We start from the raw sequence: 14,487 nt of genomic DNA, 5'->3' as shown, positions 1-14,487 counted from the left end.
TTTAACAAAAGAGCATGTATAATTTATACAAAATTAAATAAGGTTTTGAGGTAGTATTATGGCAGGTCATAGTAAGTGGGCAAATATTAAATTCCGTAAAGGGGTTCAAGACGCAAAACGTGGAAAAATATTTACTAAATTAATTCGTGAGATTACCGTAGCTGCACGTATGGGAGGAGGGGAAGAGTCTTCCAATCCGCGATTAAGAGATGCGGTTAAAAAAGCGCTTGGTGCGAATATGAAGCGTGATACAATTGATAATGCCATTAAACGTGGTGTTGGCGGACTTGATGGTGAAGCAATGACTGCTATGCGTTACGAAGGTTATGGACCTGGCGGCGTTGCGGTTCTCGTAGATTGTTTATCTGATAATAAAAACCGAACTGTCTCCGAAGTGCGTCATGCCTTTACGAAAAATGGTGGCAATTTGGGAACGGACGGTTCAGTATCTTATCTCTTTACCAATCAGGGAGAGATTTTGATGGCATCTGGTCAGTCTGAAGAACAGGTTATGGAAATTGCCATCGATGCAGGAGCCAGTGATGTTTCTGTAGATGAAGGACAAATTGAAGTAATTACTCCTGTTGAGGCCTATCATAGTGTATTAAATGCGCTAACCGAGGCTGGTCTGGAAATTGAACAATCTCATTTAACCATGCGGGCACAAACTTTAGTCCCTATCGACGATGATTCAGCGGAAAGTCTTTTAAAGTTAATTGATATGCTGGAAGACCTCGATGATGTGCAAGAGGTATATAGCAATGCTGAATTTTCAGAAAAATTATTAGAATCAATCAATTAATGAGCATTATTTTAGGGATAGACCCTGGATCAAGGATAACCGGATACGGTCTGATAAAAGAATCAGACCGTAAAATCGAATACATTGATAGTGGCTGTATACGTACTAATCCAGATAGTGAGTTAAGTCAAAAATTATTGCAAATCTATGATGGTATTTGTCAATTAATGGACCATTATTCACCTGCCGAAGTAGCGATCGAACAAATATTTATGCATGAAAATCCTAATTCAGCTTTAAAATTAGGGCATGCTCGTGGCGTGGCGATGGTTGCTGCAGCATCACATCGAGTGAAAGTAAGTGAATATTCAGCGCGTGAAATCAAGCAAATGGTGGTTGGTTATGGGGCTGCAGAAAAAGCTCAGGTAAGCCATATGGTCGTACATCTTCTTGCATTGAATAAGGCACCACAAAAAGATGCTGCGGATGCGTTGGCTATAGCAATATGTCATAGTCATATGCGTCATAATTTATCATCTGTAATTGGCAGACGAGGATTGAGGAGACGGAAGAGATGATTGGTTGGTTGGATGGGCAGATTATAGATAAACATCAACCAGGAAAATTGGTTCTTAATGTTCATGGCGTTGGATACGATGTTGAAACTTCATTAAATACCTTTTTTCAACTAGAAAGCATGAATGGTTCTATTGGATTACACATACATACTGTAGTGCGTGAGGATGCTTTATTGTTATATGGTTTTCTAGAGCGACAAGAAAGAGAGTTGTTCAGAGCGTTAATTAAGGTAAATGGCATTGGCCCCAAAGTCGCTATGTCGATACTTTCTAGTACTACTCCGAATGAGTTTATACAATGTATTCAACAGGAAAATGCCTCTTTTTTAATGAAATTGCCTGGTATAGGTAAAAAAACTGCGGAGCGTTTGGTTGTTGAAATGCGTGACAGTATAAAACAATTTTCTGGATCCGTTTCTAACTCACAGAGTAAGACGATTCCTCTGATGAATGGACCAGATGAAGCAGTGAGTGCTTTAGAAGCTTTAGGCTATAAGCCTCAAGAGGCGTTAAAAGCAGTGAATAAAATAAATGATGGCGCTAAAAGTTGTGAACAGTTAATTCGTGATGCACTACAAATTTTGGCAGTTCGATAAGGTAACAAATGCTTGTTTAGCTGTTTTGTGGCCCGGATTACGCTACGCTAATTCGGCTACAGAAAATAAAAGGTTCGCCTTATTTTTCTTCAATGGGCACAAAAAATCTTACAATTAAACCGGTGCCTTCTTTTGGAGTATCCAACATGAGTCTTCCACCATGTAACTCCGCAATCTGTTGAACTATTGCCAAGCCAAGACCACTACCAGGGCTCTTGTTTCCGAGAACGCGGAAGAAACGTTCAAAAACACGCGATTGCAATTCTGAAGGAATACCTGGCCCATTATCACTGACCTCAAGCATTATTTCATTTTTTAGTTTAGCTAAACGTACTATAATCCGACCATGTTCATTACAGTAGCGTATTGCGTTATCTACAAGATTACGAATTAATATTCCCAGCGCAGTTGAGTTACCATAAATAATTAAATTTTCAGCATCGCTTTCGAATTCAAGGTCAATTTGTTTTTCCACGGCAGCTGGTGCGAGCATGGCGAGTATTTCGCGGGTTAGCCTGCTTAAATTGACTTCATCCTTCTCTTCCATATGAGCCGCTTCGGGTACAAGTCGACTCATAGTAAGTAATTGTTGGACTATATGGGTACTGCGATTAACGCTTGCAATAAGTTTTTGTAATGCCTGGTTTTTTTCTTCCACGTCATTAGAATGCAATGCAACTTGTGCTTGTGTTTTAAGTGCAGCAAGTGGGGTGCGTAATTCATGTGCTGCATCAGCAGCAAATCGTTTTTCGCGTTCAAATCCTTCTTTAAGCCTAAAGAACAATTTATTTAACTCGTCGATCACCGGCTTAATTTCTTCAGGTACCTCATGCAAATCAACCGGTTCAAGATGGCTGGGAGCTCGGTTGGCTACCTCTTCGGCCACTTTATCTAAACTATCTAATCCTCGACCAATAATAATCCAAATTAGCAAACCAGATAATGGAAAAGTTAAAAGCATGATGTAGAGATCATCTTGCGCGATTCGATGACCCAGTTCATTTCGTGTATCGTAACGCTCGGCTAAAACAGTACGGATTCCTGCTTTATCATTGTAGGTAGTGAAAACGCGCCAATCTTGTTTTGATATTTTTTTATCACTAAACCCATCAACTTCAGAGGTTAAAGGAATTTTGGGGGCTGAAGACGAGTGTAACAATAATTTTCCACCATTGGTCCAAACTTGAAAATTAAACTTATCCAGGTAGTTTTCCGGCGGTTCTTCATTCAAAAATCGTTTTTGATAGTAGGTATCAATTTTTTGAGGGATCGTTTCAAGTGCTTCTTGAATTTTAGAGAGAGGACGCTCATGGAGATCATCACCTAATAAGGCTTGATATGAAAGAGCTGAAACGGCCATTAAACTATCTAAGTGATCTTGGATGTCTTTTTGATCTAGGTAATAGTTTCCTATAGCAGTTAATGTGGTCGTTATAGTAATGGCCAACAATAGATTTATGAGAAGAAATTTTCTTATAGATGATTTCACGATACAGCTATACCATCATTTTTTTCTGCCATATACCCAACACCTCTTATCGTCCTAATAAAGTTGGCATTAAGCTTTTTACGTAAATTATGGATATGAACTTCCAACGCATTACTGTCCACATCTTCTTCCCAGCCATAGATACTTTGCATCAGTTGTTCGCGCGATAAAACTTGACCGCTGTTTTCGAGAAGCTTTTGTAACAGTGCGAACTCTCTGCGTGGCACATTAACTAAAACATCATCAACGAATACTGAGTGGGCAGCCGGATCCAGAGTAATATTTCTATATTGCAGCACTGAATCAGCTCGACCTTGTGAGCGTCTGACTAGAGCTCTGATTCGTGCACTGAGTTCATTGAGGTCGAAGGGTTTGATCAGGTAATCATCTGCTCCACTATCCAAGCCTTTTACCCGATCCTCGACTGACTCGCGAGCAGTTAGAATAATCACGGGAGTAGGATTACCATCATGGCGTATACTTTGTAATAATGCGAGTCCGGAGAGTTTAGGTAAGCCTAAATCTAAAATAATTAGCTCAAATGACTCAGATTTTAAAGCAGCACGAGCGGCTTCACCATCTTTAAGCCAATCTACAATATAGCCAAACTGGGTTAATCCAGTTTTGACCGCATCACCAAGTAACTCGTCATCTTCAACTAGCAATAGTCTCATTCTTGCTCCTATTGTTTTTCAAGGCCGGTTTCATCCATATGTTTTGTAAGATAAAAAGCTTGAATTAACACAAAAAGCAGAGTAAAGCCAACCCCACCAAATAACTTAAAGTTAACCCAGGCATCAGTATTGAAGTTATAGGCAACATAAATATTTACTGCACCCATTAAAAGGAAAAATAATACCCATGCCATGTTAAGCCTATGCCATATTTTTCCAGGGAGTGTTACATTGGCTTCCATCATTTTTTGGATTAATGGCTTACTTCCAATATAACCCGAGCTGAAAAAGGCAAGAGCTGAGAGCCAATAAATACCTGTTGGTTTCCATTTAATAAACCAGGGGTTGTGAAAGAAAAGCGTGGCCCCTCCCAAAACCATGATAATGGCGAGGCTTATTAAATGCATTTTTTCATAATGTTGGAATTTTAATCTATAAAAAGCTACCTGACTTACAGAAGCAATCATCGCGATAGCTGTCGCGGTATAGATACCAAAAAATTTGTATACTATAAAAAATAAAACTATAGGAAAAAAATCAAATAGTAATTTCATATATCTTAAATACAATAAAATAAGTTACTTTGATTATAACACAAGTTTTTGTGCTCTCCTCCTTGCTTTATACCAGAAATGAAAAATAATTGTTAATAACGTACAACTATGGAGTTCATAAAAACGATCCGCCTATTTCTGGAACAGAATGATAGAAGCCTAAAATCAAACTCAAATCCTCATCATACTCCAAGGACAAAACTAACCAACGAACAATTTTTGTCCAGAATACAATGGGTCATTCCGCTTAAGTCCGGGGTTTAATGCAATAATACGTTCTATGCTGGTTTTATGTTGTTGGGCAATGGTGCTTAAGCTGTCGCCTTTTTTTACAATATATTGAATGGGTTGATTTACTTTTTTCCATATCACAAGTTGTTGCCCTTTTTGTAATGGTTGATTGCTTGCTAATTTATTCCATATCTGTATCTCTTGGGGACTGACACCATAAGTTTTGATCAGTTTTTGATACGTATCATTTTCTTGAACAATGTGAATGACACGATGATTTCGTACCGCTGTTATTTGATGTTCTAAGGGCATGGTCGCAGCAGCCGGTTCTTTTTTGACAACAGCAGGAGCATTTTTGGTGCTGGGGATTAAAATGGATTGATTGGGACTAATGTGATCAGTTGTTAGCTGGTTTAGTTGTTTGATTAAACTAACTGTTGTGTGATACCGAACCGCAATGTTGTCTAGGCTATCTCCTGGCTGTACGATATGCTTTTCCCAGCTTACCCTTTTGTCCTCAGGAAGATTGGCAAGATTTAAAATAAATTGGTGTACTTTCTCCGCGGGAATAAGCAATTTAATCGGTTTGTGGGGATCAGTGGTCCAACGATTAAATCCCGGGTTTAATTTAATCAACTCTCGATAGCTAATCCCCGCCATTTTTGCAGCGTGGTTCAAATCAATTGGACTTCCTATATTTACTTCCTGGAAATAAGGAACATAGGGGATTTCAGGCAATATTAAGTGATATTGACCTGGATTTTTGATGATTTCCGCTAAGGCAAACAGGCGTGGAACATAAATTTGAGTTTCACTTGGAACTGGTAATTCCCAAAAATTTACTGAGCGACTCCCTGTGCTTTTGATCGCCCGATCAATCGTTCCTTCTCCGGCATCATAAGCTGCTATGGCTAATACCCAATTGCCATTAAAGAATTTATTGAGATACTGGAGATAACTGAGTGCGGCATCAGTTGATGAGCTGATGCTACGTCGGGCATCAAACCACCAATCTTGTTTTAAGCCTAAACCTGCTCCTGTACGTGGCATTAATTGCCATAATCCAGCAGCACCAGCCCCAGAGTATGCAAAAGGGTCAAAAGCGCTTTCAATCATTGGGAGCAGGGCCAATTCACCAGGAAGCTTTCTTTTTTTTACTTCAACAACAATATGATAAATATAGGGTTCGGATTGACGACATACTTTATGGAGATAGCTCGGATGAGCTACCAGCCATCTAATTTGCGCTTGCACTTCAGCTCGTGACGTTTCATGATTTAAAGTGAATTCATTGCGCAATACCACCCATACATCTGGCGCTGCAAGTGCTAATGACCCATTAGTAATAGCAAAAAAAATGAGTAAACAGAATAAAAAGTCTTTTATTTTGAAAAACTTAATTTTCAATGGCTATTACCTATCAATATTATTGGCTATCGAGTTTACTAAAATTAGTTATAGGATTAAACCCTTTTTGCACTCACCTAATCCATAAAGAACGAAATTAATTCTTTCTGGTTAATTATTTGAATGAGTTTTTTTCTTCTCTTAAAACTCTAAATATTTCTAATGAGCTATTTGATGTCGCTCCATGTGTTAATGCGTATTTTTGCACTTCTGCTTGATCAGTACGTAAAAAGGGATTAATTAATAATTCTTGTTCTAACGTTGACGGAAGGGTACAGGAAATGGGGGAGTTTTGTATTTTATCCAAGTATTTTTGAATAGTAGAGTTATTAGGTTCTACTGTATGTGCAAAGCGTAAATTTTGTTGGGTATATTCATGGGCACAAAATATTTTTGTAGTGAGAGGTAATGTTTTAAACAGATTTAGTGATTGGTGCAATTGCTCTAAAGTTCCATCAAAAACACGCCCACAACCCGCTGAAAAAAGTGTGTCACCACAAAACAATAATTTTTGCTGGGGTTCATAATAGCTAATATGGCTTGAGGTATGTCCTGGATTGAGTAAAATTTTGAAAACACATTGTCCCACGTTAATAATTTGATTCTCTTGCACAGTACTATTTATATTGGGAATGCGTGGATCACTTGGACCGTACACTGTGCATGAGCGATAGGCTTTGAGTAATTGACTTACACCACCAATATGATCTTGATGGTGATGAGTTAATAAGATGGCACGCAATTTTAGCTGATTTGCCTGAGCAAATTGCAATACTGGCTCTGCGTCGCCTGGATCAACGCAGTCAAATAAGCCTGTGGTTTTGTCAACAATCGACCAAATATAATTATCTGAAAAAGCAGGGATAGGAAAAATGGTCATGAATGGCTCTCAATAAGGTAAGAGGAAACTCCTGGATTAAAATATACTTTCAGTGAGTTTAATACTATTTGCATTTCTTCTGCTAAGGTAAAAGGAGGATTGATTATCCATAGACCACAACCGCTCATACCCTCTATTGAGTTTGATGTCAGACTAAACTCAATGTGTAAACTATTTTTGGCGTTAATTTCTTTCATACCTCTATTGAGTTTATCCGTTAACTTTTTATTGACCAATGGATACCAAAGGCAAAACACTCCTGTAGCAAAACGAGAATAAGCATGTTTTATTGCCATGGGAATTTCTTTATATTCTTCTTTTACCTCAAACGAAGGGTCAATAAAAATCAGTCCTCTCTTTTCTGGCGGAGGAAGTAATGCGTTCATCGCTACTATGCCGTCAGTATTGCTAAAATGTACCTTTTTATTCAAGCGATGCAATTGGTTCAGTGCTTCAAATTCCCTAGGGTGAAGCTCGCAAAAATACATCCTATCTTGTACCCGTAATTTATTTATGGTTAAAAAAGGCGAACCGGGATAGGATCTTAAAGCATGAGTAGGATTAAGCTTCTTAATGACTTGAATGTAGTCTTGAAAAACAGGAGGAAGTGAATCTCGTCCCGACCAGACCAATTCAATACCCTGTTTGTATTCTTGTGTTTTTTCAGCTTGTTTGTTTTTTAAATCATATAACCCTTTTCCTGAATGCGTCTCAAGATAAAATAGGGGCTTTTCTTTACGAATTAAGTAGTCCAGAAGACGTGTTAAAGCAATGTGTTTGATTACATCTGCAAAATTTCCTGCATGATAGCCGTGTTGATAACTGAGCATGTGGTTCCTAAAACATTTTTAATGATTGTCTACTATACTCTTTTTAAGAGAGTATAAAAGGGGAAAGCTATGGGACTTCACGAAGATTATGATGACCAATCATTCTCTGATTATAATTATGATGATGATATTGACTCTTCAACTCATCGAAAGAACGTGAGACGTATGCTCGAAGAAAAGCTAGAGCGTAAACGTTTAAAAGAGGAGTTTAAAGATGATTTTGATGAGTTGAGTGGAGATTTTGATTGGGATATTTTAGACAAATAATTATTTTAACCCGGGCCTAGACGCTAAACCCAGGGCAAATAATGTTTCAGTGCTTGATTTACATGCTATCTATTTCTTAGAGTTGCGGCTTTAAGAGTATTTTCAAGCAATGTCACTATAGTCATAGGCCCTACACCTCCAGGTACGGGTGTAATCCATGAAACTTTGTTTACTGCATTTTTAAAATCTACATCGCCGCGAATACTGCCATCTGCTAATCGATGAATACCCACATCGATGATTATGTGATCTTTATGAAGCCACTCGGTATCAAGAACATCCATTTTCCCTGTTGCTACGATAACCAAATCAGCGATGTGTACCAATTTTTCTAATTGTTGGGTGAATTTGTGGGCAATTGTGACTGTTGCTCCTGCCAGGAGTAATTCTAAACTCATAGGCCGACCAACAATATTCGATGCGCCAATCACAAGCGCATGCTTTCGTTTAACCTCAATCTGATAATGTTTCAATAAGTTCATGATGCCCAGCGGGGTGCATGGACGTAATAATGGATTACGCTGAGCGAGCCGTCCTAAATTATAGGGGTGGAAGCCATCAACATCCTTTTCGGGTTTGATGTGTTCAATAACGACACGTTCATTTATATGTTTGGGCAATGGAAGTTGGATGAGAATTCCATCAATGTGATCAAAGTGGTTTAAATCATCGATAAGCTTAAGTAATTCTTCTTGAGTTGTTTCTTCAGGTAAGTCAAAGGAGTGTGAGCTAATACCCACCTCAGCACACGCTTTACGCTTGTTCGCTACGTAAACAGTGGAAGCAGGATCGTTGCCAATAAGAACGACAGCTAGGCCAGGTGCTCGATGTGTTTTTTTTAAAAACTCGCGTACGTGTTCTTTTAATATATCTCGACGAAGAGAAGAGACGACTTTTCCATCAATTAGAGATGCTGACATAGTTACCCAGAAGAAAAGCAAGGTAATAAATTATGAATTAGAGGGGTTGGTAATGCAATAGGATTAATGGGGCTAGCGTAATTCATCAAAGCCCAATCATTTCATACATAGCGTGGTGCGCTAGCTATTAAGCCTGTGTCTCAATAAATTGTAGGCCCAGGCTACGATATAACTTCCAACGAAGGTACTAACCGATACGGTTATTCCAGCCAGCAAGCATTGGAGAAAAGAAAAATCATAGGTAATGTATATTGCTCCCATCGTGCCATTAAAGGGCTTGCCTGTATTAAAAATTAAAATCATCAATCCCATAAAAAAGGTAGATGTTCCAGAGAGAATGCCAAGAGATACACCTAAAGAAACGGGATCTATTTTCCCAAATGCCATGATAATTACCTTATGTTTTATAATAACCAATTCCATTATTAATCATTATCCTAGTCATGGGAAGTGGTTCAATAGGTGGGATAAATTAAAAATATACATTCATTAGGATGAAATGTTGTAATTGCAAAGAGAAGGAGCATAAATGACGCAAAAGGTTTACTGAAGCAGTATCATTGACTCATGAGCTTGCTGTGTCTATACTGGAAAATCATTGATTTTATGGTAAATATCGTGGATGAACTGACTGAATTACTTAGACCATCTTGGGGTGCTGAAAAATGGATTTTAGAAGGGTGGAACAAGATTACTGCAGATGAGAAACAACTCATTAAAAATAGGATAAATGAGTTATTTTCCGATGGTTTACCTTTTGAGCTTCAATCTGACAAACTTTTTTATATTTATACATTCTCACTTTTAGCACAGCTCGAAGTTTTGGCCGTTCAAATTCCTCTTAAATTTGAATCCAAAATGTCTACTGAGGAATACAGAGAACGCATGCGTCAACAATTACTTGACGAAATATTTCATGGTTTAGTATTTACTAAAATAGTTTATATGCTGTGTGCGCCTTATGCCTCTCCACCTCCATACAGTCCCCAGATCGAAATTATTTGTAACTATATCCGAAATGAGACGTGTCCCAAAGTAGCGATTATGTTGCTTAACCTTATTGGTGAGGGATGGATCGAAGAAATTTTTGAGAGTTTACATCGATATGGAGTAGCACCAAAAGTATTCAAAACAATTCTAGAAGATGAACATCGCCATGTTTGCGAAGCAGATTTATATCGTGATATCGGATTGCCAGACGTTGACCAAATAAGGCCAAAAATTGCTTATTTGGAAGAACAATTGATAACCAATATTTTTATGCAATATAAATATATGTCGTCAGTATGTGCTTTATTGGGCGTCGAAGGGGTCATTTATTTTAAAGAGTCTCTCAATAAAAAACATACGCAGCAACTCAGTAAAGTGAATCTCCAGCCTAGTGAAAATTGGAAAAACTTTATTGAATTTGCCGATGAGGTATTACCAAGAGTTCAGAATTATACCGAATCAAATCGGGAAGTGGAAATGACCCCCATTCGAAAAGTCTTTATGACTCAGTGGGATGGTCCAAGTGATCCAACCATGACAGGGCAGTTTAGTGTCGATATCTCCTGCCTCGATTTTTTTAATAAAAAATTCGCTTCAGAGACTTTGACTACGTTAATGTTGCAGGCTGTTAGTTCCTGGATGACATTATCCGATCATCATAGAAATTATTTGAGTTTTAGAAAAATCTTTCAAACGAAAGAAGCCTATGTTGGTCTGGTTGTCATGTTACCAGGCTGTGGTGATCATCTAGGCACAATTGTTTTTGAAAATTGTCATAATCTTAGTTTTTATGAATTATCCGCAAAAATTCGAACTATAGTGTCTATGATGGTTTATTGTTATAAGAAGCGCGAACAACTAGAAAAAACAAATCCCCGAGTACAACAGCTCATGAAAGATATGGTTTATGAATATGCTTATAACACTTATCCATATCCACTTGCAGGAACTCCTTATATTACGCTAAGTAATATTGGAGTGTTTGGCTATACCCAATCTATGGCTCCTCTTCGCAAAACCGAGGCCATGAGATTTACAATAATGGAAGTTGACCGAAAACTTGTTTGGCAAAAAGATACCCAATCATTCGAACCTAAAGATATGTTGCCGGTATCCATCAGTGCGGACCATCGTATTTTTGATGGTAATTCTACGGTTCCTAGAATGGTAGAAGAAAGGTTTCAGACTATGTTTGCCAAAATGTGTAAAGAAAAACCTAAAGCAAAACAACCAATACATCAGCAGGAGCAATTACAATTACTTTTAGATCAACTCATTGCAACAAATATTGAAATGGGATACAAGACTTTAATGTTATTGCAAACTTGCTGGTATGATTTTATTTCGATAGAAGAGTGTTATGTAGCGTCCAACTATCATGGTATTGCACAAAACCAGGATCAAACTCGGGAAACGACACTTATCTAATGTAATCAAGTAGAAAGTTGTATATCCATGCAACAATATAACTACTAATGAAAGTGTTCATGAGTACTATAGCTGCACCTAGTGCAGCATTACCCATAGAGGGATTATAGGATAAATACATCGTTCCAACCATGCCTACAATGGGTTTATCAGCAAAAAAAACAAATGCTGCTAGACCCATAAAAAATGAAGCAATTGCTGATGGAATACTAATAGAGATTCCCAGAGCAAGCGGATTTATTTTAGTGAATTCCATGATTTTTTATCCCTATTTTCAATAAGTAATTCATTCTATTATTAATCATTCTTCTTGAGATGGGAAGCTCATTTTTGTCAGAAATTTTAAAGGAGTAACTCAACTATTTTGTTGAAAAATAGGAATAATAAACGATTATTTAGAAAAAGGAGTTTACCATTGAAATATTTCTAGATTAACTGTTCAATAAAGTTCTAATTGCTTGAATAGATTAGGAAATAATGTTAGTTTTTTTAAAAACCAATTTCCTTTCTTCAACCCGCCAAGGGCATGGAGCTCTGATTGAAAAAAACTGCTTTATTTTCATCCTTATTTTCACTGACGGTGCCTGTATATGTTTATGCTCTCGGTTTGGGTGAAATGAAAGTAGAGTCAGCTTTGGGCCAGCCTTTTCTTGCTGAGATTACGCTAATTGATTCCCATAACATTTCTTTGTCGAATATCAGGGTGGGGCTTGCTGATCCACAAAGCTATCAAAGTTTAGGGATTGAGCGCTCTGAAGCTGTTGGTGCTCTTTTTTTCGATGTGAGACAAAATAAACATGGATTTGTTATACAAGTTCATTCCAACGAACGGATGACAGAACCTTATATGCAGCTTATTGTGGACTTAAACTGGCCTAAAGGACAAATCTTTAAAGTTTATACTGTTTTGTTAGATCCACCAGGTTATAAATTAACGAGTACTATGGCGCAAAGTGGTCTAACTTATCAGAGGAAGTTCTCAAATTATCATCAGAATACAAAGGCTTCTTCTGGAGAATATCAAGGTGAGTCTGGGGGGACAAAGAAAAAAGCAATTTATGGTCCTACGGTGTCCAATGAAAATGTATGGCAAATTGCTCAAAGATATAAAACTTCAGACGCAATTTTACCGCAAATTGTTCTTGCTATTGTGGGAGCAAATCCTGGGGCATTTATTGATGGGAATTTAAATGGATTAAAAACGGGTGTTCGTCTTAAAATTCCTTCTGCCAAGGAGTTCCTTGAGGTACCAGCTGATTTAGCTACAGTTGAAGTAATGGCTCATGATAAGTCATGGAATGAAAAAACAACGATCAATCATGTGTTGGCTCCACCCTATATGACAGGACAAACATCCAATGCTGCAACAGTTGAGTACTCTCAAATACCCCCTGTGCCAAAGTTTTCTGAGACCGAAGCTTCTATCCCAGATCATATTCTGTCTTCAATTCCGTCTTTGGTAGCTCCGAAACAAGTAAGTCCAGAACAAAATAGGACACTCAAGGCTGAAATATCAATAACAACTGCTGCAGTAGATTCCTTACGAGAGTCTAATGCTCTGTTGACTGAACAATTGAGTTTTTTACAAGCACAAAATACAAAACTGCAAAAGCAATTGGATGAACGTGATAAAGAACTTCGATTAATACATAACCAAATTCAATCCATGATGAAAGAGCGAATGGCAATTTCAGGACAAGCAAGTTCCATGGACTCAGCCAACAATTCATCTTCCGAATTTTGGCTTATATTCATGCTGTTACTTATTGCTGGAGGAGGTGGTGGAGTTGCTGCTTATTTCTATTTAAAACGATCGGAGCAAGCAAAAAGAAGAGTAGGCTCATCTTCAGCAACCGATACTTCAACCTTAACATCCTCTTCGACCCCGCCCATTATTAGTCTGAAAGAAGGGATGGTTACTCAAGAACCACTGCATGATGTAAAGCCAGAAACTAAATTAAAACAGTCTGAGTTAACTCCTAAGCCTGAGTTACCCCCTGAGCCTGAGTTAATCCCTGAGCCTGAATTAACCCCTGAGCCTGAATTAACCCCTGAGCCTGAATTAACCCCTGAGCCTGAATTAACCCCTGAGCCTGAATTAACCCCTGAGCCTGAATTAACCCCTGAGCCTGAGTTAACCCCTGAGCCTGAGTTAACCCCTGAGCCTGAATTAACCCCTGAGCCTGAGTTAACCCCTGAGCCTAAGTTAACCCCTGAGCCTAAGTTAACCCCTGAGCCTAAGTTAACCCCTGAGCCTAAGTTAACCCCTGAGCCCAAGTTAACCCCTGAGTCTGGATTAAATATAGAGCCTGTTGATGAGTTTGCAGAACAAAATTCTCTTGCGATTGAACCTCAATCCACCACAGCAAATGATGAGCCATTATTGGAAATTATCCCGACTGAAAATGAAAGTAAACCACCTTCTCAAACTAATGAAGACAAAAACTCCAGTGGTGATATAACTCAGGAAGATAATCTTTTGGAGTTTGAATCTGGTCTACACCATGTACTTACAACGAATCCAGCTCCCAAAGAAAATAATTTTCAAGAGCAAATCGGTGAGGATGGAAATAGTGTGGAGTTTGTTCCTTCAGTCCCTGTCGATTTACCACTACAAAAAGAGGATGAAACCAAAAATCTTTCCCCTTTAAAGAACAAGAAGGCATTAGATACACTCTTAGCTCTAGCCAGAACTTATATAGGTATGGAAGATATAGAATCTGCACTGCATTCTTTAAATGAAGTCCTGGAACACGGAAGTCAATCACAAAAAGAAGAAGCACAAAGCTTAATTGATGAGATCAAAGGGAAATCCTAATTTTGCTGTTTTCTTTTCCCAATGCGCTTGGCATCTCCCATCGTAACAGCGTGCTACTGCATATCGATACTTTACTACTCTTA

15 protein-coding genes are annotated in these 14,487 nt (G+C 38.2%); 6 read left to right on the top strand and 9 right to left on the bottom strand.

The features are described from left to right. Positions 1-58 precede the first annotated feature (58 nt). The 3 genes from ACF8MK_RS15580 to ruvA are packed head-to-tail and all read left to right on the top strand — an operon-like array spanning position 59 to position 1,916. The gene (locus tag ACF8MK_RS15580; RefSeq protein ID WP_265702405.1) at positions 59-802 is read left to right on the top strand and encodes a YebC/PmpR family DNA-binding transcriptional regulator; all 744 of its coding nucleotides are present in this window, start codon (positions 59-61) and stop codon (positions 800-802) included. Next, on the top strand, positions 802-1,320 hold the full coding sequence (ruvC, locus tag ACF8MK_RS15575; RefSeq protein ID WP_028381922.1) for a crossover junction endodeoxyribonuclease RuvC: 519 nt from the start codon (positions 802-804) through the stop codon (positions 1,318-1,320). The genes ACF8MK_RS15580 and ruvC overlap by 1 nt, the downstream gene beginning before the upstream one ends. Further along, complete coding sequence (gene ruvA / locus ACF8MK_RS15570) at positions 1,317-1,916, top strand: Holliday junction branch migration protein RuvA (protein WP_392537425.1); 600 nt, start codon at positions 1,317-1,319, stop codon at positions 1,914-1,916. The genes ruvC and ruvA overlap by 4 nt, the downstream gene beginning before the upstream one ends. Before the next feature lie 79 nt (positions 1,917-1,995). Here ruvA and ACF8MK_RS15565 read toward each other — a convergent pair whose 3' ends face one another. The 6 genes from ACF8MK_RS15565 to ACF8MK_RS15540 form a co-directional block, all read right to left on the bottom strand. After that, positions 1,996-3,405: an ATP-binding protein gene (locus ACF8MK_RS15565; protein WP_392537424.1), complete on the bottom strand. Its 1,410-nt coding sequence runs from the start codon at positions 3,403-3,405 to the stop codon at positions 1,996-1,998. Further along, positions 3,402-4,079 carry a response regulator gene (locus tag ACF8MK_RS15560; RefSeq protein ID WP_182393300.1) on the bottom strand — a complete coding sequence of 226 codons (678 nt, stop codon included), beginning with the start codon at positions 4,077-4,079 and terminating at the stop codon, positions 3,402-3,404. The genes ACF8MK_RS15565 and ACF8MK_RS15560 overlap by 4 nt, the downstream gene beginning before the upstream one ends. Positions 4,080-4,087: 8 nt before the next feature. Further along, the gene (locus tag ACF8MK_RS15555) at positions 4,088-4,633 is read right to left on the bottom strand and encodes a septation protein A (RefSeq protein ID WP_392537423.1); all 546 of its coding nucleotides are present in this window, start codon (positions 4,631-4,633) and stop codon (positions 4,088-4,090) included. 201 nt (positions 4,634-4,834) lie between these two features. After that, the gene (locus ACF8MK_RS15550) at positions 4,835-6,271 is read right to left on the bottom strand and encodes a LysM peptidoglycan-binding domain-containing protein (protein WP_392537422.1); all 1,437 of its coding nucleotides are present in this window, start codon (positions 6,269-6,271) and stop codon (positions 4,835-4,837) included. Between the two features lie 115 nt (positions 6,272-6,386). Then, positions 6,387-7,151: a hydroxyacylglutathione hydrolase gene (gene gloB, locus ACF8MK_RS15545; protein WP_392537421.1), complete on the bottom strand. Its 765-nt coding sequence runs from the start codon at positions 7,149-7,151 to the stop codon at positions 6,387-6,389. Beyond that, the gene (locus ACF8MK_RS15540; protein WP_392537420.1) at positions 7,148-7,981 is read right to left on the bottom strand and encodes a 23S rRNA (adenine(2030)-N(6))-methyltransferase RlmJ; all 834 of its coding nucleotides are present in this window, start codon (positions 7,979-7,981) and stop codon (positions 7,148-7,150) included. The genes gloB and ACF8MK_RS15540 overlap by 4 nt, the downstream gene beginning before the upstream one ends. Before the next feature lie 69 nt (positions 7,982-8,050). Here ACF8MK_RS15540 and ACF8MK_RS15535 point away from each other — a divergent pair, with 69 nt between their 5' ends. Then, positions 8,051-8,248 (top strand): PA3496 family putative envelope integrity protein, encoded by a 198-nt coding sequence (locus ACF8MK_RS15535; protein ID WP_265702397.1) that lies wholly within the window; start codon positions 8,051-8,053, stop codon positions 8,246-8,248. Positions 8,249-8,313: 65 nt separating this feature from the next. Here the strand turns inward: ACF8MK_RS15535 and folD are convergent, their stop codons facing one another. Further along, complete coding sequence (gene folD, locus ACF8MK_RS15530; protein WP_392537419.1) at positions 8,314-9,168, bottom strand: bifunctional methylenetetrahydrofolate dehydrogenase/methenyltetrahydrofolate cyclohydrolase FolD; 855 nt, start codon at positions 9,166-9,168, stop codon at positions 8,314-8,316. A 120-nt stretch (positions 9,169-9,288) separates the two neighbouring features. Beyond that, positions 9,289-9,591 (bottom strand): hypothetical protein, encoded by a 303-nt coding sequence (locus ACF8MK_RS15525; protein ID WP_392537418.1) that lies wholly within the window; start codon positions 9,589-9,591, stop codon positions 9,289-9,291. A gap of 195 nt (positions 9,592-9,786) precedes the next feature. Here ACF8MK_RS15525 and ACF8MK_RS15520 point away from each other — a divergent pair, with 195 nt between their 5' ends. After that, positions 9,787-11,586, top strand: a complete 1,800-nt coding sequence (locus ACF8MK_RS15520) for a 2-oxo acid dehydrogenase subunit E2 (RefSeq protein WP_392537417.1) — start codon at positions 9,787-9,789, stop codon at positions 11,584-11,586. Here ACF8MK_RS15520 and ACF8MK_RS15515 read toward each other — a convergent pair. Then, positions 11,579-11,842 carry a hypothetical protein gene (locus tag ACF8MK_RS15515; protein ID WP_265702392.1) on the bottom strand — a complete coding sequence of 88 codons (264 nt, stop codon included), beginning with the start codon at positions 11,840-11,842 and terminating at the stop codon, positions 11,579-11,581. The genes ACF8MK_RS15520 and ACF8MK_RS15515 overlap by 8 nt on opposite strands. 282 nt (positions 11,843-12,124) lie before the next feature. Here ACF8MK_RS15515 and ACF8MK_RS15510 point away from each other — a divergent pair, with 282 nt between their 5' ends. Continuing rightward, complete coding sequence (locus ACF8MK_RS15510) at positions 12,125-14,404, top strand: FimV/HubP family polar landmark protein (RefSeq protein WP_392537416.1); 2,280 nt, start codon at positions 12,125-12,127, stop codon at positions 14,402-14,404. Positions 14,405-14,487: the final 83 nt, after the last annotated feature.

The organism is Legionella sp. 227, from assembly GCF_043161935.1.
Lineage (GTDB): Bacteria > Pseudomonadota > Gammaproteobacteria > Legionellales > Legionellaceae > Legionella > Legionella sheltonii.
Note: the sequence above shows the minus strand (reverse complement) of the source record. Positions and strands in the feature narration are given on the sequence as shown.

Excerpts from the sequence above, each read along its gene's own strand:
- ACF8MK_RS15560 (WP_182393300.1), bottom strand. The coding sequence starts at position 4,079 with ATGAGACTATTGCTAGTTGAAGATGACGAGTTACTTGGTGATGCGGTC.
- ACF8MK_RS15555 (WP_392537423.1), bottom strand. The coding sequence starts at position 4,633 with ATGAAATTACTATTTGATTTTTTTCCTATAGTTTTATTTTTTATAGTA.
- ruvC (WP_028381922.1), top strand. The coding sequence starts at position 802 with ATGAGCATTATTTTAGGGATAGACCCTGGATCAAGGATAACCGGATAC.
- ACF8MK_RS15580 (WP_265702405.1), top strand. The coding sequence starts at position 59 with ATGGCAGGTCATAGTAAGTGGGCAAATATTAAATTCCGTAAAGGGGTT.
- ACF8MK_RS15515 (WP_265702392.1), bottom strand. The coding sequence starts at position 11,842 with ATGGAATTCACTAAAATAAATCCGCTTGCTCTGGGAATCTCTATTAGT.
- ACF8MK_RS15525 (WP_392537418.1), bottom strand. The coding sequence starts at position 9,591 with ATGGAATTGGTTATTATAAAACATAAGGTAATTATCATGGCATTTGGG.
- ruvA (WP_392537425.1), top strand. The coding sequence starts at position 1,317 with ATGATTGGTTGGTTGGATGGGCAGATTATAGATAAACATCAACCAGGA.
- folD (WP_392537419.1), bottom strand. The coding sequence starts at position 9,168 with ATGTCAGCATCTCTAATTGATGGAAAAGTCGTCTCTTCTCTTCGTCGA.
- ACF8MK_RS15540 (WP_392537420.1), bottom strand. The coding sequence starts at position 7,981 with ATGCTCAGTTATCAACACGGCTATCATGCAGGAAATTTTGCAGATGTA.
- ACF8MK_RS15535 (WP_265702397.1), top strand. The coding sequence starts at position 8,051 with ATGGGACTTCACGAAGATTATGATGACCAATCATTCTCTGATTATAAT.
- gloB (WP_392537421.1), bottom strand. The coding sequence starts at position 7,151 with ATGACCATTTTTCCTATCCCTGCTTTTTCAGATAATTATATTTGGTCG.